An 18,911-nucleotide genomic window follows, 5' to 3' on the forward strand; every position below is an offset into this window, starting at 1 on the left:
CCTCTGCCCATTTACTCCGTTTGTAACACCAATCGCCCGTCGCCTTCGTCGACGTGGACCGCCGTGCCGTCCTTGACCTCGCCGCGCAGGATCAGGTCGGCGAGCGGGTCCTGCAGGTAGCGCTGCACCGCACGCTTCAAGGGTCGTGCACCGTAGACCGGATCGTAGCCGACCCGGCCCAGCCACGCGCGCGCGGCATCAGTCAGGTCTAGGGTCACCTTGCGATCCGCCAGCAGGCGGCCGACGCGCGCCACCTGGATGTCGACGATCGGCCCCATGTGCGCCTGGCCCAGCCGGTGGAACAGGATGATCTCGTCTAGCCGGTTGAGGAATTCAGGGCGGAAGTGCGCGCGCACGACGTCCATCACCTGCGGCTCGACGCTCTCGACCGCGGCGTCCTCGGGCATGTTGGCGAGGAACTGCGAGCCCAAGTTCGAGGTCAGGATGATCAGCGTGTTGCTGAAATCCACCGTCCGACCCTGGCCATCGGTCAGGCGGCCGTCATCGAGCACTTGCAGCAGCACGTTGAACACGTCGCCGTGCGCCTTTTCCACCTCGTCGAACAGCACGACCTGATACGGCCGGCGCCGGACCGCCTCGGTCAGCACGCCGCCTTCCTCGTAACCGACATAGCCCGGCGGCGCACCAATCAGCCGCGACACCGCGTGCTTCTCCATGAACTCGCTCATGTCGATCCGCACCATCGCGTTCGGATCATCGAACAGGAATTCGGCGAGGCTCTTGGTCAGCTCGGTCTTGCCGACGCCGGTCGGCCCAAGAAACAGGAAGGAGCCGAGCGGACGGTTGGGGTCCTGCAGGCCCGCACGCGCGCGGCGCACCGCGGTCGAGACGGCGCGCACCGCATCGGCCTGACCGATCACGCGCTTACCCAGCACCTCCTCCATCCGCAGCAGCTTCTCGCGCTCGCCCGCCAGCATCCGCTCGACCGGGACCCCGGTCCAGCGGCTGACGACGCCCGCGATATCGTCGGCGGTCACTTCCTCGCGCAGCATCGCGCCCTGGGTCGTGGCCTGCGCCTCCGCAAGCTGCCGCTCCAGCGCGGGGATGCGGCCGTAAGACAGCTCGCCCGCCTTCGCGAGGTCGCCCTGGCGCTGCGCCTGCTCCAGCTCCAGCCGCGCGGCGTCGAGCTGTTCCTTCAGCTTCGCCTCGCCCGCGATCTTGTCCTTCTCCGCCTGCCAGCGCGTGGTCAGCTCGGCCGATTGCTGTTCGAGGTTGGCGAGCTCCTCCTCCAGATTGGCGAAGCGGTCGCGCGACGCCTCGTCCGACTCGCGGCGCAATCCCTCGCGCTCGATCTTCAAGCGCAGGATGCGGCGGTCGAGCGTCTCAATCTCCTCGGGCTTCGATTCCACCTCCATGCGGATGCGGCTCGCGGCCTCGTCCATCAGGTCGATCGCCTTGTCGGGCAGGAATCGATCGGTGATGTAACGGTTGGACAGCGTCGCCGCAGAGACGAGCGCACCGTCGGTGATGCGCACGCCGTGGTGCATCTCATACTTGTCCTTCAACCCGCGCAGGATCGAGATCGTGTCCTCAACCGTCGGCTCGCCGACGAACACGGGCTGGAAGCGCCGCTGGAGCGCGGGGTCCTTCTCGACGTGCTTGCGGTACTCATCGAGCGTGGTCGCGCCGACGCAGTGCAACTCGCCGCGCGCGAGTGCGGGTTTGAGCAGGTTGCCCGCGTCCATCGCGCCCTCCGATTTCCCTGCGCCGATCAGCGTGTGCATCTCGTCGATGAACAGGATGATGTCGCCCTCGGCCTGGCGCACCTCGTCGAGCACGCCCTTTAACCGTTCCTCGAATTCGCCGCGGTATTTCGCGCCCGCGATCAGCGCGCCCATGTCGAGCGCCATCAGACGGCGGTCCTTGAGCGTGTCGGGCACGTCGCCGTTGGCGATGCGTAGCGCGAGACCTTCCGCGATCGCGGTCTTGCCGACGCCCGGTTCGCCGATCAGCGCGGGATTGTTCTTGGTTCGGCGCGCGAGGATCTGAATCGTGCGGCGGATTTCCTCGTCGCGGCCGATCACGGGGTCGAGCTTGCCGTCACGTGCCGCCTGCGTCAGGTCGCGCGCGAACTTCTTGAGCGCGTCGTAGCGATCCTCTGCGCTCTGCGTGTCGGCGGTGCGGCCGCCGCGCAGCTCGTTGATCGCGCTGTTGAGCGCGTCGGCACGGACGCCTGCCGCCTGAAGCGCCTTGCCCGCTGCGGTGCCCAGCGACAGCGCGAGTGCGACGAGCATCCGCTCGACCGTGACGTAGCTGTCGCCGGCCTTTTTCGCGATCTCCTCGGCCTGGTCGAGCACGCGCACGGTGTCGGTGCCGAGCCCCGGCGGAGTCTGCGCGCCCGAGCCGCTGACCGCGGGGATGCGCGCGAGCGCGGCCTCCGTCTCGGCGGTCGCGCGGCGCGCGTCGCCACCGGCGCGCGCGATCAGCCCGGCGGCCATGCCCTGCTCATCCTCGAGCAGTGCCTTGAGCAGATGTTCGGGCGCGATCTGCTGATGGTTCATGCGGATCGCGACGGTGCGCGCGGATTGGAGAAAGCCCTGCGCGCGGTCGGTAAACTTGTCGAGGTTCATGGAAGTCCCCTGCTGTGTTGCCGACTAGATGGTGTGATATTCGGGCAACACAAGTGTGCCCGTCAGGCTTCAATCCACGTCTTCTCGCGCAGGTTCAGGTGCGTTAACCGCCGCCGCGCCAGCCGGGGACCGAGGAAGCGGTAGAAATACCAGTTCTTCGCCGTGTGCGGCGTGAAATGGTAGAGCAGCCGCTCCGCGAGCGTCCAGCGCACGCGGCTACGGTCGGCGCGCCGCGGGGAGGGGACGCACCACAGATCATACGGATAGACCGCATCGCCGTGCGCCAGCACGCGCTCCATGATCTCGTGGTCCATCAACACGTAGGGCCAGTGACCGTGCGTGTAGCCGCCGGCGGCGACATAGGCCGAGGTGCGGAATGTCTGGCCGTAGCCGCCGGTGTGCGTCTGTTTGGGCCACAGCCGGCTGACGCGCTGGTTGTGGCGACGCTTGGCGAGCGCGGCGGGACCATCGGCGGGGTCGGTAACGTCGGTCGCCATCACCGCCACGACGCGCGCGCCGCCATCAGCGAAAGCTTTCGCGGCGGTGGCGAGGTAATGCGGCGGGTAGATGGTGTCGGCGTCGGTGAAGGCGACGAACGGCGTCGCGATGTGCGGGTTGGCGACCGCCAGCGCGTGGATCTTGCCCGGCTGTTCCGCGAACAGGTGGATCACCTCGACGCCGCGCATTGCCGCCGCCTCGGCCCGCGCGAGCTCGGCCGAGCCGTCGGTCGAGGCGTTGTCGACCAGGATCAGGCGGAAGGGCTTGAGTGTCTGTGCGTCCAAGCTGCGCAGCGTCGCGGCGAGATAGTCGGCCTCGTTGTAGTAAGCCAGCACGACTGTCCAGTCGGGCGTCATCACGCGTCCCCGCGGGCGAGGCGCAGCAACGTTTGGCAAGCGGGCTCGCTCGACCGCAGCCCATGCGTCGCCAGCGCGTGCGCGCGCGCCATCAGCCCCATCGCTGCCAGCCGCGTCGGATCGGCGAGCAGGGCGGCGACCTCGTGCCGGTAATTACCGTTGGTCACGCGCAGTCCGCAGTTCGCGGGCAGCACGTCGGCGCTGATCCGGTCGGCGAAGGCGACCACCGGGCGTCCGCACGCCATCGCCTCGACGATCGCACGCGGGAAGTAATCGCGGCGCCCGGCGTGAAAGTAGAGCGCGGCGGAGCCGAGCAGCGCGGGGACAGCGGCGTTGGGAACGTGGCCGAGCCAATCGATCTCCGGATAGCGTCGTGCCAGCGCCTCCGCGTCGGGTCCGCCGCCCGCGACCGCGACGCGGTGCTCGACCGAGAGCGCGCCGACCTCGGAAAAGCTCTTCCACCGCGTCAGCCGGCTGACCGCGATCACGTCGCGGCGGCGCTCGCCCATGACCGGGCGGAAGCGTTCGGTGTCGATCGACTTGGGCAATCGCTCCATGCGCGCATAGGGGATGCCCGGGCGCCACGGCACGCGCGGCCGCGCGAGCGCGCGCTCCTGCAATTCCGATTCGGTGAACACCATCGCGGCGTGCGGGACCAGCCGGCTCCAGTAATCGCCACCGATGATAACCGCGAACGGCCTCGCAGCGGGCTTCAACGCGCGGTCGAACAGGCGATAGCCCGCACCACCGTTGGTGCCGACGACGACGAACAGGTCGGCGGTGTCGGCGCGCGCGGCGGCGACCAGCGCGTCGCTGTAATGGTCGCGCGACTTGGTGCCCCCACCATCGCGGGCGAACAGCCGCAGCGTGTAGGCCGCACCGACGTCGGGGTCGCAGCGCAGCACGCTGTTCTCGTGTCCCACGCCCCACAACTCGACATCCGCGCCGAGCGCCGATAGGAGCGCCGGCATCCGGCGGTCGCGATTGTCCCAGCGCAGCCACTCGGCCGGATCGGCGACGCTGTGATACGTCGGGTAGGAAAGAACGAAGACGATGCGTGTCATGGCAAGGCGCGGCGGATACCAGCATGCTTCTATGCTGCCTAGAACGACCGCATGACGCCCGCGCCCCAGCCGTTCGCTGACGACGGCCCCCGCATCTCGTGCCTGATGGTCACCGCGAACCGCATGAATCTGGCCGAGCGCTCGGTCGACTGCTTCCTCGCGCAGAGCTATCCCAATCGCGAGCTGATCGTGGTCGACGACGGGACGCAGGATTATGCGCCGGTCCTGTCGCGCGTGCCCGCCGACCGGCTGATCCATCATCGGTTGGTCAAGGAGCCGGCGACGACGCTGGGCGCGTTGCGCAACCTGTCGCTCGATCTCGCGCGCGGTGACGTGATCGCGCAATGGGATGACGACGACTGGTTCGATCCCGAGCGGCTGGCGCGGCAGATCGTCGTGCTGGGCAATCATGCGGCGTGCTGGTGCCCGGTCGCGCTGATGCACCTGGCCGAACCCGAATGGCTCACGCGCCCGTATATCGGCTGGTTCCAGGGCGGGGTACCTAGCACGATCCTGCACCGCCGCCGCGACGACATCCGCTATCCGCTCGAACGCCGCGGCGAGGACAGCACCTACCGCGACGCGTGGCGGCGGCTCGGCTTCACGCTGCTGGACGAGGGCGAGGCGGCGCTGCTGATCCGCTGCTTCCACGGCGGCAACACGTGGGAGCGCGCGCATTTCGAGAAGCGCATCGCACTCACCCCGCGCGACCGGGTGGAATGGAGCGTTCGCCGCCTGCTCGGGCGGACCGAGGACTATTCGCGCTTTCGCCTGACACTCAGGCAGCGGGCGTCGTTCGACGCATTCTTCGCGCACTCGCGCGCGCTCGGGCTGTTCTGATGACGCTCGTCGAGCGCGCGCGCGCCTGGGCGGGGACCGAGGATGCGAAACGCGTCGCGGTTGCGCTGCGCGTGCTGTTCTTTGCGGCGATGTTCACCTGGCTGGTGCTCAAGGTGCGCGCGATCGGGTGGCGACAGGTGGCGGGATCGCTGCCGACCAACCCGCTGTTCTACATCCTGTTCTTCGTCAATTTCCTGATCCTGCCCGCGTCGGAGACGGCCATCTTCCGCATCGTGTTTCGGCAAAGGCTGCCGCGCGCCTTCCCGGTGCTGATCCGCAAGCGCGTCTACAACAGCGCGCTGGTCGGCTATTCGGGCGAGCTGATGTTCGCAATCTGGCTGAAGCGCAGCTTCGGGTTGAAGACCAAGCGCATTCTGGTCGCGCTGAAGGACAATGCGATCCTCTCGGCAGTGTCGTCGGGGCTCGTCACCGCTGGCTTGCTGGTGCTGTTCGCCGCCACCGGCAACGCGCGGCGGATCATGGACTGGCTCCATCCCGGCCCGGCGCTGGTGGTGGCGGGCGTGCTCGCCGCCGTATTCGTGGTGCCGGTGTTGTACCGGCTGCGGCGTCACCTCATCGCGCTGACGGGCGGGCAGGCGGCGAGCGTGCTGGGCATCCATATTTCCCGCACTACGCTGGTCGTGCTGCTCCAGGCGACGCAATGGGCGGTCGTGTTGCCGGCCGAGCGCTGGTCGACCTGGCTCGTGTTCCTGACCGCGCAGATGGTGATCTCGCGGCTGCCGATCATTCCCAATCGCGACCTGCTGTTCCTGAGCGCGGGGCTGGAAATGAGCAACACGATCGCGGGGCCGCGCGCGGCGATGGCGGGGCTGCTGCTCGCGGGCGGCGCGCTGACGCAGGCAATGAACCTCGGCTTCTTCATCATCACCTCGTTCATTGCGCAGCCGCCCAAGCTCGACGCGCGCGAGATGGAGGAGGTGGACGAGGCCGACGATGACGCGCGGATCGCCGGCACCGTTTAGCCAACCACACTCGTCACTCCGCACTTGATCCGAGGTCCCGCTGTTACACTGGCGCGACGAAGGGAGCGGGACCCCGGGTCGAGCCCGGAATGACGAACAAGGGTTTGGATGGTGTCCGATCAGCGCTGCGCACTTACCGAGCGGTTGCGTCGATCTCCGCGCGCGACCAGCCGCCACCCATTGCCTGATAAAGCGCGACGAAATTGGTCAGCCGGTCGGCCTGCGTCTGCGTCAGCGCGAATTGCGCGGTCAGCAGACTGCGCTGCGCGTCGAGTTGCTCGATGTACGCCGAATAGCCCGCACGGTAGCGGTTGGTCGCATTCTCCAGCGCACCACGCGCCGCCGCCGCCTGATCGGCCAGTGCCTGTGCTTGCTGTGCGATGCGCGCGTAACCCGCCAGCGCGTCGTCGACCTCGCGGAACGCGATCAGCGCGGTGCGGCGATAGGCGAATGCGGCCTGATCGCGCCGCGCCACCGCACCGCGCTCCTGCGCGCGCAGCCGCCCGCCGTCGAAGATCGGGGACAGGATGCTCGCGCCCAGAGAGAAGACACCGACCGGATTCGACAGCGCGGTTGACAAAACCACGCCGGCCGAGCCGGTGAGCGCAAGGTTGGGCAGCATCGCCGCGCGCTGGCTGTCGAGCGAGCGGTCCGCCGCGACCAGCGTCTGCTCGGCCTGGAACACGTCCGGCCGCCGACGCAGCAGGTCGGCGGGCAGTCCGTCGGGGATCGGCGGCAGCAGCAGCCGGTCGAGCGGCAGTCCGCGCGCGATCGCCCTCGGCGCGTCGCCGGTCAGCAGCGACAGCGCATTCTCCTGCCGGCTGATCGCGAGTTGCGCTTGTGGGACGAGCTGCGCGGTGGCGGCGTACTCGGCCTGCGCCTGCCGAAGTTCGAGCCGCGAGGAATAGCCCGTCTCGAAGCGCCGCCTGGCGATCCGTAGCGCATCGCTACGCGCGGCCAGCGTACCGCGAGCGATCTCGAGCCGTTGATCGAGCGCGCGCAAGGTTACGTAACCCGAGGCGGTGCTCGCCGCGACCGCGAGGCGGACGGTGTCGCGCGCGCCCTCGCTCGCGAGCAATTGCGCGCGTGCGGCTCGGCTGGCCTGACGCAACCGCCCAAACAGGTCGAGGTCGAAGCTGGCGGTGATCGCGGGCTGGACGCCGAGCGCGCGGCTCGGCGTGCCGAACGGGCTGAGCGTCTGCCCCTGCGTTTCGGGTACCTGGCCGCCGATCGTCGGAGAAAGCTGCGCGCGCGCGAGGTCCTGCGCCGCGCGTACCTCCTCGACGCGTCCCGCAGCGACCGCGATGTCGAGATTGTTGGCGAGCGCGCGCTTGACCAGCGTGGTCAGCTGCGCGTCGCCGAAGCTGGTCCACCACGCGTCAGGGATCGGCACCCCCGGTGGCGTCTGCGTCCGCCATGCGGGTGGGGGTACGATGGCGGCAGCAGCGGGCGCCTCGGCGCGCTTGCCCGGCAGCGTGCAGCCGGTGAGCGCGACCGTGAGCGCGAGGGGCAGGGCGCGCGTCATTGCACCGCCGGTGCGCCGTCGACGTCGACGCGCGCCTGCACCGACATGCCCGGACGCAGGCGTGCTGCCAGCCGCTGATCCGGATCGATGCGGATGCGCACCGCGATCCGCTGCGGCACTTTGGTGAAATTGCCGGTCGCATTGTCGGACTTCAGCACCGCGAACTCGCTGCCCGCCGCCGGCGCGATCCGCTCGACGTGGCCGCGGATACGCGCATTGTTCAACGCGTCCACGGTGAAGCTCGCGGGCTGGCCCACCGCGATGCGCGCGGTCTGCGCTTCCTTGAAGTTCGCGATCACCCACACCTCGGGCGGAACCAGGAACATCAGCTGCGATCCCGCGGTCACATATTGCCCGACGCGCACGCCGACCTCCGACAAACGCCCGCGCTCGGGCGCGCGGATCAGGGTATTGGCGAGGTCGATACGCGCGAGGCGGAGCTGCGCCTCCGCGCCCGACACGCCTGCCTGCTGCCCGCCGCGCCCGACCTCGACCGTGCGAATGTCCTGGCTCGCAATCTCACGCGCCGCCTGCGCCTGCCGCACACCCGCCTGCGCTTGCCGCAGCGCGGCGAGCGTCTGGTCGCGTTCGCGCAAAGACACCGAGCCGTCCTTCACCAGATCGTTGACGCGCGCCATGTCGGCCTGCGCGCGCATCAACTGCGCCTGCGCATTCTCGACCGCGGCCTCCTGCGCACCGAAGCTTGCCTGGCGGCTGGCGGCCTGCTGGCGCGAGTTGGCGAGCGTCGCCTGCGTCGCCTCAACCTGCGACGCTGCCGCCTCGACGCGCTGCGCGTAGATGCGGTGGTCGATCTCGACCAGCGGTTGTCCCTGCTCGACAGTGGCGAAGTCGCGCACCAGCACGCGCGTGACATAACCCGACACCTGCGGGCTGATCACGGTCACGCGTCCGCGCACATAGGCGTTGTCAGTCGACTGATCGTCGGGGTTGAACGGCCAGATACGCCATGCCGCCAGCACCGCCGCGACGCCCGCGAGCGCCAGCACTGCGATCAGCACGATCGAGCCGGTAGTGAGCTGCGGCGGTCGCCAGCCCGAACCCTGCGGCGTCGATGCCACAGCAGCGGGCGAGCGTGCCGGGTCGGGCGTCGGCGCGCCGCCCTGCTCGGCGACCTTCTCCTCGGTCATTGGCGTGGGAGAAACGTTGGGGGATCGCGGATCGGTCATGCAGGAACTCCGCGACGCGCGCGGATCGATCGCCGCACCAGGAGGAAGAAGAGGTAAAGGAAGGTCAAGGCGGACAAGACAGCGACCAGCCGAAAGACGTCGTTGTACGCTAGCACATTGGCCTCGCGCGTCGTCGCCTGCGACAGCAGCGCCGCACCCTCCGCGGTGCGCAAGCTCGGGTCGCCGATGACGCGCCCGACCCCTGCCGCGCCCGCCTGGATGCGCTGCGTGACGATCGGGTCAGTCGGGTCGATCGTCTGGACCAGCGCCGCGCTGTTCGCTTTCTCGCGCACCACTTGATACGTGCTGAGCAGCGCCGCACCGCCCAGACCGCCGATCGAGTTGATAATCCCGAACAGCGCGATGAAGCTGATGATGTGCCCGCTCCCCGCCGCCAGTGCGCGCGTCATCCCGAACAGCAGCGCGGGGCCGAGGAAGAACGCGCCGGCGAACGCGATCAATCCTTGCGTTGCGTAGAGCTGCGGCGCGCGCGTCAGGCTGGTCGAGTGCGAGTCGATGAACGCGGCGATCGCGACCAGCCCGACCGCCAGCATGATCGGGTGCGCCAGCTTCTCGATGTTGAGCGTCATCGCGCTTGCCGCGACACCCGCCGCGGTCGCGATCGTCAGGATGAGGAAGAACGGCATCAACTGGTCGTTGTTCTGCCCCAGCACGGTCAGCAGCCCGACCGCGCCGGTATTCTGTTCCGACAGCACGATCCGCGCCATGATCGTGACGATGGTGAAGCGCAGGATGTCCGCGCTTGCCAGCCAGCGCGTGTTGAGCAGCGGGTTGGCGCGGCCATGCTCGATCACCAGCGCGGCGGCGAGCATCGGGATGGCGGCGATCAGCGCCCAGCCGATCCAGCTCGCCTGCGTCCACCAGTCGATCCGCCCAAGCCCCAGCACCGCGGCGAACAGCGCCATCGATCCCGCGAACAGCACGAAGGTGACGAAGTCGAGCGGCTCGAACGCCTTGACCCGGTTGGTCGGTGGCAGGCGCAAGGCGATCACGGCAGCGAGGCTCATCGCGGCGAGTCCGAGCTCGAACAGGTAGAGCGTGCGCCACTGACTCATCGCCAGCAGTTCGGGCGAGAACAGCCGCGCCATCGGTGTCGCGCACTGCGGCACGCCGATACCGACCACCACCGCGCGCAATCGCCATTTCGCGGGAAACGACTGCATCAGGTAATAGAGCGCGAGGCTGCTGATCGGCGCGCCCGCCATCCCGCTCGCCGCGCGGACCAGGATCGCCGAGGAGAAATCACGCACGAACAGGTGCGCGAAGGTGAGCGCGACGTAGAGCGCGAGAAAGATGATCGCGAATGGTCTGAGCCCAAACTCCTGCCGGAACTTGATCATCAGCAGGTTGATGCTGACGTTGGTCATCACGTAGACCGTTGGCAACCACGCGATCTCGGCCGGATCGAGCCCCAGCGCACCCTGAAGCGCGTAGGTGTTGGCAGTAATCAATGAATTGCCGAACCCGGCGGTCAGCCCCAGCAGCACGCCGATCAGTCCGTAGGCGATACGGCGCTGCGTCGGGTGATCGGGCGATCCGGGCGAGCCGGGAAGTGCCGGCAGTTCGTGCGCGGCGAACGTCCATTGTTCTTCGCGGAGGAATTCGCGCACGCGCGCCATCACGGCCATGTTGCCGCTCTATGGCCGATTGCCGACGTTGTGCAACGCCGCAGGTTAGTGGCGCAAACTGCGGCATTCGCAATCATGAACGGTTCCAGTTGCAGGTACGGACGTGGCAGCTGCGATCAACGCCAGGGGTGACGCGTGTTCAACGATGCGGTATCCCGTGGCACAACGAAACCGAGAGGATCACGCCATGGCAACGCTCGCGACCGTCGACCAGCAGGAGGCGCACTATGCACCGGGCGAGTGGGAGGCGCGGGTCGATCTCGCCGCCGCCTACCGGCTCGTTGCGCTCTACGGCTGGGACGATCTGATCTTTACGCATCTGTCGGCGCGCGTGCCCGGGCCCGAGCACCATTTCCTCATCAATCCGTACGACATGATGTTCGAGGAGATCACCGCGTCGAGCCTCGTCAAGATCGATGTCGAGGGCAATCCGGTCGGCCCTGCGACGCACCCAGTCAATCCGGCGGGCTTCACCATCCACTCGGCGATCCACATGGCGCGCGAGGACGCAGCGGCGGTCATGCACCTGCATACGCCGCATGGGCAGGCGGTGTCGGCGATGGAGTTCGGTCTGCTGCCGCACACGCAGACCGCGATGATCGCGCAGCACGACGTCGCCTACCACGATTATGAGGGGATCGCGACCGACCTCGACGAGCGCGAGCGGCTGGTCGCCGACATCGGCCGAAAGAACGCGATGATCCTGCGCAACCACGGCACGCTCGCGGTAGGCGACACGGTCGCGTCGTGTTTCCTGCGGCTCTACTTTCTGGAGCGCGCGTGCGAGGCGCAGGTGATGATGCTGTCGGCGGGCAAGAAGCATCTCAACAACCCGCCGCAGGGCGTCGAGCACAAGGTCGCAGGACAGTCGAACCCCAAGGGGATGGGCGGGCTGGCACAGAAGCTCGCTTGGCCCGCGCTACTACGCAAGCTCGACCGGATCGACCCTAGCTTTAGAAACTGAGCACGGACGGCGGCGGGCCATGGACGCGCAGCGTCGGAGCAATCGGCGGGAAAAACACTTTCACTCGTTACCCCGGCCTAGAGCCGGGGTCCCGCTACTTTCCCGTCACGTCGTGAGAAGAAGCGGGATCCCGGGTCAGCCCCGGAATAACGAGCGGGAATGAGAAGGGCCCCCGGCATCGCTGCCGAGGGCCCTTCTGTTTCACAACTGACGCGGCTGCCGCTTAGTCGCGGTCGCCGGTCAAGAAGGCGGGGGCGAACTCGGGGTCGGGACCACGATCGCCACCTTCGCTGCGCTCACGGCGCGGGCCGCGGTCACCACCGCGGTCGCCACCACGATCACCGCGGCCTTCACGACGAGGGCCGCGATCACCGCCACGATCACCACCGCCGCGGCCGTCACGGCGCGGACCACGATCACCGCGCTCGCCACCTTCGCGCGGCTCGCGCTTCGGACGCGTATCCTCCAGCTCTTCGCCGGTTTCCTGGTCAACGACGCGCATTGACAGGCGCACCTTGCCGCGCGGGTCGATCTCGAGCACCTTGACCTTCACGGCCTGGCCCTCGGAAACGACGTCGGTCGGCTTCTCGACGCGCTCGTTCTTCATTTCGCTGACGTGGACGAGGCCGTCCTTGCCACCCATGAAGTTCACGAACGCGCCGAAGTCGACGATGTTGACGACCTTGCCGTCGTAGATCTTGCCGACCTCGGCCTCTTCGACCAAGCCCTTGATCCACTTGATCGCGGCCTCGATCTGCGCGCCGTCCGACGACGACACCTTGATTACGCCCTCGTCGTCGATGTCGACCTTGGCGCCGGTGGTCGCGACGATCTCGCGGATCACCTTGCCGCCGGTGCCGATCACTTCGCGGATCTTCGACTTGTCGATCGTGAAGGTCTCGATCCGCGGCGCGTGCGCCGACAGCTCGGTCCGCGTCGAATCGAGCGCCTTGGCCATCTCGCCCAGGATGTGCGCGCGGCCGTCATGCGCCTGCTTCAAGGCGACGCGCATGATCTCCTCGGTGATGCCGGCGATCTTGATGTCCATCTGCAAGGACGTGATGCCCTCGCTGGTGCCCGCGACCTTGAAGTCCATGTCGCCCAGGTGATCCTCGTCACCCAGGATGTCCGACAGGACCGCATAGTCCTTGCCTTCCAGGATCAGACCCATCGCAATGCCCGAGACGGGGCGCTTGAGCGGCACGCCCGCGTCCATCATCGACAGCGAACCGCCGCACACCGTTGCCATCGACGACGAGCCGTTCGACTCGGTGATGTCTGAGGTGACGCGGATGGTGTACGGGAACTCCTCCTTCGACGGCAGCACCGGGTGCAGCGCGCGCCAGGCGAGCTTACCGTGACCGACTTCGCGGCGGCCCGGCGCACCGAAGCGGCCGACTTCACCGACCGAATAGGGCGGGAAGTTATAGTGGAGCATGAAATTTTGATACGACAGGCCGTTCAGCCCGTCGATCATCTGTTCCGCGTCGCGCGTACCGAGCGTGGTGGTCGCGATCGTCTGCGTCTCGCCGCGGGTGAACAGCGCCGAGCCGTGCGCGCGCGGCAGGAAGTGGACCTCGGCCTCGATCGGGCGCACCGTCTTGGTGTCGCGGCCGTCGATGCGGCGACCGGTCTTGAGGATCGCACCGCGCACGATGTCGGCCTCAAGCTTCTTCACCAGCTTCAGCGTGCCGAGATACTCGGCCGGATCGGCTTCCTTCAGGTCCGCGAACGCCTCGCGCGCCTTGGTGCGTGCGGCGTTGACGGCGGTCTGGCGCGCCTGCTTGTCGGTCAGCTTGTAGGCCGCCTCCATGTCCTTGCCGATGGCCTTCTTCAGCTTGGCCATCTTTGCCGACTTGTCCTCGACCGGCGCCAGCTCCCACGGATCCTTCGCCGACTGCTCGGCCAAGTCGATGATCGCGTTGATGATGTCCTGGCTCGCCTTGTGCGCGAACATCACCGCGCCCAGCATCAAGTCCTCGGACAGCTCCTTGGCTTCCGACTCGACCATCATCACCGCGTCGTGCGTGGCCGCAACAACGAGGTCGAGCTCGCCCTCGAGCACTTCGGCGTCGGTCGGGTTGAGCTGATACTCACCGTCCTTATAGCCCACGCGCGCGGCGCCGATCGGGCCCATGAACGGCACGCCCGAGATCGTCAGCGCGGCAGAGGCGGCAACCATCGCCACGATGTCCGGCTCGTTCTCGCCATCGTACGACAGCACCTGCGCGATGCAGTTGATCTCGTTATAGAAACCCCCGGGGAACAGCGGGCGGATCGGACGGTCGATCAGGCGGCTGACCAGCGTCTCACGCTCGGTCGCGCCGCGCTCGCGCTTGAAGAAGCCGCCGGGAATGCGGCCCGAGGCCGAGAACTTTTCCTGGTAATGGACGGTGAGCGGGAAGAAGTCCTGCCCTTCCTTGACGGTCTTCGCGGCGGTGACCGCGCACAGCACGACCGTCTCGCCCAGCGTCGCGATCACGGCACCATCGGCCTGGCGCGCGACCTTGCCGGTTTCCAGCGTTAGGGTCTTGCCACCCCATTCGATGCTGACCTTCTTGGTATCGAACATATGATTTCCTTTGGACCGGATGCCCGATGCATCCGGGGCCTCGTGGTGCAGGCTGTCCGGCCTGCGCGGTGCGGAGCGTTTGGTCGCCCCATGCGCCATCGCCGGATTGCGAGGGCGCGGATAAGCGAAGGGCGACCCGAGGGCCGCCCTTGCGAGTTACTTGCGAAGGCCGAGCTTCGCGATGAGCGCGAGATAACGCTCGCCCTCGGTCTTGCGGAGATAGTCGAGCAGCGAGCGACGCTTGTTGACCATCATGAGCAGGCCGCGGCGCGAGTGGTTGTCCTTCGCGTGGCCCTTGAAGTGCTCGGTCAGGTTGCGGATACGCTCGGTGAGGATCGCGACCTGGACCTCGGTGGAACCGGTGTCGCCTTCGCTGCGGGCGTGTTCCTTGATGACTTCCTGGCGGCGTTCTGCGGTGATCGTCATGTGAATTCGTTCCCCGACATCAATTCAAAGGTTGAAGCCGCGAACGACGCGAAGCTGGCTGGCTTCGACCTCGGCCAGCGCGACGGGCGTGTCGCCCGTGCACGCGAAGACGAGACCATCGTCGGCGGCGATCCCGTCCAGCACCCGCCCCTGTCGAAGCGCGCCTGCCTGGTCGGGCGTGAGAGAAAAGGCCGGGATGTCGTCCAGCCCCGCCCTCAATGGCAGGAGTAATGGTTCCAGCGCCGACGCCTTAGCGGCCGCGTCCAATTTGTCCAGCGTTATTGCCCCTTCGAGCGCGAACGGTCCTGCCTTGACCCGGTGAAGCCAGGTAACGTGGCCGACCGTCCCGAGCGCCAGTGCAATATCGCGCGCGAGGCTGCGGATGTAGGTGCCCTTGGACACGTGCGCGACGAGCGTGACCTCGTCCAGCGGCGTGTCGGGTGCGGCGTCGCCGGCGCGCGTCAGGCAGTGGATCATGACATCGCGTGAGGCGAGCACCACCTCCTCGCCCGCGCGGGCGAGGTCATAGGCGCGCTGCCCGTCGACCTTGAGCGCGGAATAGGCCGGCGGCACCTGCGCGATGGGTCCGGTGAAGCGCGGCAGCACCGCGTCTACCGCGGCGGCGGTCGGGCGCACGTCGCTGGTCGCGACCGCTTCACCTTCCGTGTCGAGCGTCGATGTCTGCGAGCCGAACGCGAGCGTGAAGGCGTAGACCTTGTCGCTGTCGAGCATCCGCCCAGCGAGCTTGGTCGCCTCGCCGAGCGCGATCGGCAGCACCCCGCTCGCAAGCGGATCGAGCGTGCCGCCGTGGCCGACCTTGACCTTGGGGACGCCTGCGGTGCGCAGCGCGCGCTTCACCGCCGAGACTACCTGCGTCGAGCCGATGCCGACCGGCTTGTCGATCACCAACCAGCCGTGCATCTCAGGCGATCGCCGCGGCGATGGCGAGATACGCCTGCGTCAACGCCTGCGCAGGCGGCGCGACGAGCCGCTGGACGATGTTCGCGCCCGGCACCAGCGCGGGCAGCACCAGCAGCAGGACGATGAGCAGCGGAAAGCCGAAGCGCGCGAGCTTGTCCCATTGCAGTGCCGCGCGCTCGGGCAGCAGCCCGGCAACGACGTGACCGCCGTCGAACGGTGGCAGCGGGATCAGGTTGAACATTGCAAGAAAGACGTTGATCAGCAGGAAGTTGACGAGATTGGCGCCAAGGAAAGCGGCCGCGCTACCGTCCGCCGGCTCGCCGACCCAATGCGCGAAGATACCGAGCAGCAATGCGCCCACAAACGCGAGCGCGAGGTTCATTCCCGGTCCGGCGAGCGCGACAAGCATCATGCCGGTGCGCGGGTTGGTCTTCGTGATCCGCCGCGCGTCGACGGGTACGGGCTTGGCCCAGCCGAACACCGGCGCCTTGGCGATCGCGAGCATCAGCGGCAGCAGCACCGTGCCGACAGGATCGACGTGGCGCAGCGGGTTGAACGACAGCCGCCGCAGCTGCGCCGCGGTCGGATCGCCCAGCGCACGCGCGGCGAGGCCGTGGCTGACTTCATGAAAGACGATCGCGATCACCAGCGGGATGATCCACACCGCCGCCGACCAGATAACACCATTGGGGTTCATGGCTCGCGAGATAGGGTGACGGCGCGACTTAGGCCAGCGCCATGCCCGTGCCGCCCGTTCGGCGCTCGGCATTGAACCCGCTTGACGCCGCGCGCGACCGGGCGCCACACTCGCCTCCACACAGCCGGAGGAGTTCGGCCACGTCGTATCGACCGCGCGCCAGTGACCGGGATCCGAAGCGCTCGCGCTGGGCGGCGGCATCGATCGCGTTGCACCTGGGCGTCGTCGCGCTGCTGCTGTGGTGGCCCAGATCGTCGCTGCCACCCGTCGTGCCGGTGCCCGCGTTGCTGACGTTCGACGTCGCTCCACCCCCCGAGCCGCCGCCGCTCGTCACCCCGCCGGAGCCGGTCTCGCCGCCGCCCGACCCAGCGACGACGCGCAACGACGATCCGGGCGGCTCGTCCGCCGGACGTACTTCGCCACGCGACACCCGCGTCGCTGCGATACCCGCACCTCGGCCTCAACTCCCGCTGCCGCCCGCCCGTATTGACGAGACGCCGGTCCGCGCCGCGCCGATCAGCGATGAAGGGCTCGACCTCGCGCTGCACCCCGCCGCCGACGCGCTGGCCGGTCTCGGCAGTGCGGCGATGGGGGCCGGGCTCGGTGCAGCCCCGGGCCAAGGGCAGGGTGCCGGACAGGGCAACGGCAATGGATCGGGACGCGGGCGCGGCCGGCTGGCGCGGGCGCGCTGGGTGCGTATGCCGACCAACAACGAGATGAAGCCTTATTGGCCGCCCGCAGCGGTCGCGGCCAAGCTGTCCGGCAAGGCGATCCTCGAGTGTGTCGTGCCGCGCATCGGACCGCCGACGCGTTGCCGCGCACTTGCCGAGACGCCGGTCGGCTCGGGCTTCGGGCAGGCAGCGGTGACGATGTCGCCGATCTTCCGCATCGTGCCCGTGACCCGCGCGCGCCAGGTCGAGGATATGCCGATCATCGTGCCGGTGACGTTCACCTATACTGGCCGCTAAGTACGCTGCGGGAGGGCGGCTTGCGCGCCTTCGCGTCGCGTCGCATCATCGCGCCCGATGATCCCGAACCGTCTGCTCGCCGCCGCGCTGCCCGCTGCCCTCGCCGCTACGCTCGCCATCGCGCCGCCACCCGTCGCCGCGCGCACCGCGGTGGTGGAGGAGCAGTCGATCGACCAATTGCAGGCGGCGATGACCGCGCGCCGCGCGACCAGCGTCGACCTGACGCGCGCATACCTCGCACGGATCGCGGCGATGGATCGCCGCGGACCGACGCTGCGCAGCGTGATCGCGCTCAACCCCGACGCGCTCGCGCAGGCAAAGGTGCTCGATGCCGAGCGGCGCGCCGGGCGCGTGCGTGGGCCGCTGCACGGCGTGCCCGTGCTCATCAAGGACAATGTCGAGACCGCCGATCCAGTCGCGACCACCGCGGGCAGCCTCGCGCTCGCCGCCAACGTCACGCGCCGTGACGCGCCGCTGGTTGCGCGGTTGCGCGCGGCGGGTGCGGTGATCCTGGGGAAGACCAATTTGTCCGAATGGGCCAACATTCGCTCCGACCGGTCGCTGAGCGGGTGGAGCGCGGTCGGCGGGCTGGTGCGCAACCCGTACGCGCTCGATCGTACCGCCTGCGGCTCGTCGTCGGGTTCGGGGGCGGCGGTGGCGGCGAGCTTCGCGGCGGCGGCGGTGGGCACGGAGACCGATGGTTCGGTTACCTGTCCGTCGTCGGTTAACGGGTTGGTCGGCTTCAAGCCGACGCTGGGTCTCGTCAGCCGCACGCACGTCGTGCCGATCAGCCACAGCCAGGACACGGCCGGACCGATGACGCGCAGCGTGCGCGACGCGGCGCTGCTGCTGTCGGCGATGTCGGCGCCTGACCCGGCCGATCCCGCGACCGCGGGCACGCAGGTGCGCGACTACACCGCCGGGCTGTCGGCTGCGGCGCTGTCGGGCATGCGCGTCGCTGTCGTCCGTCCCAACGATCTGTCGCCCGAACTCACGCAGCGTTTCGATGCCGCGCTCGCGGTGCTTCGCGCATCCGGTGCCACGCTGGTCGAGGTGACGTCACCCAAGCTCGACGGGTTAGGCGAGGCCGAGTTCCAGGTGCTGCTGAGCGAGCTGAAGGCCGATCTGGACGCCTATCTGGCGACCACGCCCGCGGCGGTGACGACGCGCACGCTCGATCAGGTCATCACGTTCAACCGCGCACACGCGGCGCAGGAGATGCCGTTCTTCGCGCAGGAAACGTTCGAGAAGGCGGCGGCGACCAAGGGCCTAGCTGACCCTACCTACAAGGCGGCGCGCGCGAAATCGCTGCGGCTGGCGGGGGCGGAGGGGATCGATGCGATGCTGGCGAAGGCGGGCGCGCAGATCCTGGTTCAGCCGAGCTACGGCGCGGCGTGGCTGAGCGACACGGTGTATGGCGACCAATATAACGGTCCCTCCGCCTCCAGCCTGCCGGCGATTGCCGGCTACCCGCACCTGACGGTGCCGATGGGGCTGGTGCGCGGGCTGCCGGTCGGGCTGTCGTTCATCGGCACGCGCGGCGCGGATCAGCGCGTGCTTGGTGCCGGCTACGCCTATGAACAGGCGTCGCACGCGCGCGTCTCGCCGCGCTACCTGCCGGTCGCCGATGCAGGGTCTGGGGTGGAGGGCACGCGCTGACGCGCCGCTTC

Annotated in this window: 15 protein-coding genes; 5 read left to right on the forward strand and 10 right to left on the reverse strand. The window is 68.4% G+C overall.

Features of this window, described 5'->3' with window-relative positions:
• Positions 1–11: 11 nt before the first annotated feature.
• The 3 genes from clpB to HRV97_RS06775 all read right to left on the reverse strand — a co-directional run bounded on the left by clpB (position 12) and on the right by HRV97_RS06775 (position 4,509).
• Positions 12–2,591 (reverse strand): ATP-dependent chaperone ClpB, encoded by a 2,580-nt coding sequence (clpB, locus tag HRV97_RS06765; RefSeq protein WP_174193256.1) that lies wholly within the window; start codon positions 2,589–2,591, stop codon positions 12–14.
• A gap of 62 nt (positions 2,592–2,653) precedes the next feature.
• Positions 2,654–3,445 carry a glycosyltransferase family 2 protein gene (locus tag HRV97_RS06770; RefSeq protein ID WP_174193258.1) on the reverse strand — a complete coding sequence of 264 codons (792 nt, stop codon included), beginning with the start codon at positions 3,443–3,445 and terminating at the stop codon, positions 2,654–2,656.
• Entirely contained in the window at positions 3,445–4,509 is a 1,065-nt protein-coding gene (locus HRV97_RS06775; protein WP_174193260.1) for a glycosyltransferase, read from the reverse strand. The genes HRV97_RS06770 and HRV97_RS06775 overlap by 1 nt, the downstream gene beginning before the upstream one ends.
• Positions 4,510–4,560: 51 nt before the next feature.
• On the opposite strand from HRV97_RS06775, the gene HRV97_RS06780 reads away from it, so the two are divergent.
• Positions 4,561–5,349 (forward strand): glycosyltransferase family A protein, encoded by a 789-nt coding sequence (locus tag HRV97_RS06780; protein WP_174193262.1) that lies wholly within the window; start codon positions 4,561–4,563, stop codon positions 5,347–5,349.
• Positions 5,349–6,332: a hypothetical protein gene (locus HRV97_RS06785; protein ID WP_174193264.1), complete on the forward strand. Its 984-nt coding sequence runs from the start codon at positions 5,349–5,351 to the stop codon at positions 6,330–6,332. The genes HRV97_RS06780 and HRV97_RS06785 overlap by 1 nt, the downstream gene beginning before the upstream one ends.
• 133 nt (positions 6,333–6,465) lie before the next feature.
• Here the strand turns inward: HRV97_RS06785 and HRV97_RS06790 are convergent, their stop codons facing one another.
• The 3 genes from HRV97_RS06790 to HRV97_RS06800 are packed head-to-tail and all read right to left on the reverse strand — an operon-like array spanning position 6,466 to position 10,693.
• Positions 6,466–7,857 carry an efflux transporter outer membrane subunit gene (locus HRV97_RS06790; protein WP_174193266.1) on the reverse strand — a complete coding sequence of 464 codons (1,392 nt, stop codon included), beginning with the start codon at positions 7,855–7,857 and terminating at the stop codon, positions 6,466–6,468.
• Positions 7,854–9,044, reverse strand: a complete 1,191-nt coding sequence (locus HRV97_RS06795; protein WP_174193268.1) for an HlyD family secretion protein — start codon at positions 9,042–9,044, stop codon at positions 7,854–7,856. The genes HRV97_RS06790 and HRV97_RS06795 overlap by 4 nt, the downstream gene beginning before the upstream one ends.
• Positions 9,041–10,693 (reverse strand): MFS transporter, encoded by a 1,653-nt coding sequence (locus HRV97_RS06800; protein WP_174193270.1) that lies wholly within the window; start codon positions 10,691–10,693, stop codon positions 9,041–9,043. The genes HRV97_RS06795 and HRV97_RS06800 overlap by 4 nt, the downstream gene beginning before the upstream one ends.
• A gap of 187 nt (positions 10,694–10,880) precedes the next feature.
• On the opposite strand from HRV97_RS06800, the gene HRV97_RS06805 reads away from it, so the two are divergent.
• Positions 10,881–11,657, forward strand: coding sequence for a class II aldolase/adducin family protein (locus tag HRV97_RS06805; RefSeq protein WP_174193272.1), 777 nt, complete (start codon positions 10,881–10,883; stop codon positions 11,655–11,657).
• Between the two features lie 223 nt (positions 11,658–11,880).
• On the opposite strand, the gene pnp is transcribed toward HRV97_RS06805, so the two are convergent.
• The 4 genes from pnp to HRV97_RS06825 form a co-directional block, all read right to left on the reverse strand.
• Positions 11,881–14,229, reverse strand: a complete 2,349-nt coding sequence (gene pnp / locus HRV97_RS06810; protein ID WP_174193273.1) for a polyribonucleotide nucleotidyltransferase — start codon at positions 14,227–14,229, stop codon at positions 11,881–11,883.
• Positions 14,230–14,385: 156 nt separating this feature from the next.
• Positions 14,386–14,655, reverse strand: a complete 270-nt coding sequence (gene rpsO, locus HRV97_RS06815; protein ID WP_174193274.1) for a 30S ribosomal protein S15 — start codon at positions 14,653–14,655, stop codon at positions 14,386–14,388.
• A 24-nt stretch (positions 14,656–14,679) separates the two neighbouring features.
• The gene (gene truB / locus HRV97_RS06820; RefSeq protein WP_174193275.1) at positions 14,680–15,576 is read right to left on the reverse strand and encodes a tRNA pseudouridine(55) synthase TruB; all 897 of its coding nucleotides are present in this window, start codon (positions 15,574–15,576) and stop codon (positions 14,680–14,682) included.
• Between the two features lies 1 nt (position 15,577).
• Complete coding sequence (locus HRV97_RS06825) at positions 15,578–16,273, reverse strand: site-2 protease family protein (protein ID WP_174193276.1); 696 nt, start codon at positions 16,271–16,273, stop codon at positions 15,578–15,580.
• 209 nt (positions 16,274–16,482) lie between these two features.
• Between HRV97_RS06825 and HRV97_RS06830 the strand changes: the two genes are divergently transcribed.
• Positions 16,483–17,241 (forward strand): hypothetical protein, encoded by a 759-nt coding sequence (locus HRV97_RS06830; RefSeq protein WP_174193277.1) that lies wholly within the window; start codon positions 16,483–16,485, stop codon positions 17,239–17,241.
• 57 nt (positions 17,242–17,298) lie between these two features.
• Positions 17,299–18,900, forward strand: a complete 1,602-nt coding sequence (locus tag HRV97_RS06835; protein ID WP_174193279.1) for an amidase — start codon at positions 17,299–17,301, stop codon at positions 18,898–18,900.
• The last annotated feature ends 11 nt before the right edge of the window (positions 18,901–18,911 follow it).

The sequence above is a fragment of the Sphingomonas hominis genome (genome assembly GCF_013328205.1).
GTDB lineage: Bacteria > Pseudomonadota > Alphaproteobacteria > Sphingomonadales > Sphingomonadaceae > Sphingomonas > Sphingomonas hominis.

Excerpts from the sequence above, each read along its gene's own strand:
- HRV97_RS06825 (WP_174193276.1), bottom strand. The coding sequence starts at position 16,273 with ATGAACCCCAATGGTGTTATCTGGTCGGCGGCGGTGTGGATCATCCCG.
- HRV97_RS06795 (WP_174193268.1), bottom strand. The coding sequence starts at position 9,044 with ATGACCGATCCGCGATCCCCCAACGTTTCTCCCACGCCAATGACCGAG.
- HRV97_RS06835 (WP_174193279.1), top strand. The coding sequence starts at position 17,299 with ATGATCCCGAACCGTCTGCTCGCCGCCGCGCTGCCCGCTGCCCTCGCC.
- pnp (WP_174193273.1), bottom strand. The coding sequence starts at position 14,229 with ATGTTCGATACCAAGAAGGTCAGCATCGAATGGGGTGGCAAGACCCTA.
- truB (WP_174193275.1), bottom strand. The coding sequence starts at position 15,576 with ATGCACGGCTGGTTGGTGATCGACAAGCCGGTCGGCATCGGCTCGACG.
- rpsO (WP_174193274.1), bottom strand. The coding sequence starts at position 14,655 with ATGACGATCACCGCAGAACGCCGCCAGGAAGTCATCAAGGAACACGCC.
- HRV97_RS06790 (WP_174193266.1), bottom strand. The coding sequence starts at position 7,857 with ATGACGCGCGCCCTGCCCCTCGCGCTCACGGTCGCGCTCACCGGCTGC.
- clpB (WP_174193256.1), bottom strand. The coding sequence starts at position 2,591 with ATGAACCTCGACAAGTTTACCGACCGCGCGCAGGGCTTTCTCCAATCC.
- HRV97_RS06775 (WP_174193260.1), bottom strand. The coding sequence starts at position 4,509 with ATGACACGCATCGTCTTCGTTCTTTCCTACCCGACGTATCACAGCGTC.
- HRV97_RS06805 (WP_174193272.1), top strand. The coding sequence starts at position 10,881 with ATGGCAACGCTCGCGACCGTCGACCAGCAGGAGGCGCACTATGCACCG.
- HRV97_RS06770 (WP_174193258.1), bottom strand. The coding sequence starts at position 3,445 with ATGACGCCCGACTGGACAGTCGTGCTGGCTTACTACAACGAGGCCGAC.
- HRV97_RS06785 (WP_174193264.1), top strand. The coding sequence starts at position 5,349 with ATGACGCTCGTCGAGCGCGCGCGCGCCTGGGCGGGGACCGAGGATGCG.
- HRV97_RS06800 (WP_174193270.1), bottom strand. The coding sequence starts at position 10,693 with ATGGCCGTGATGGCGCGCGTGCGCGAATTCCTCCGCGAAGAACAATGG.
- HRV97_RS06780 (WP_174193262.1), top strand. The coding sequence starts at position 4,561 with ATGACGCCCGCGCCCCAGCCGTTCGCTGACGACGGCCCCCGCATCTCG.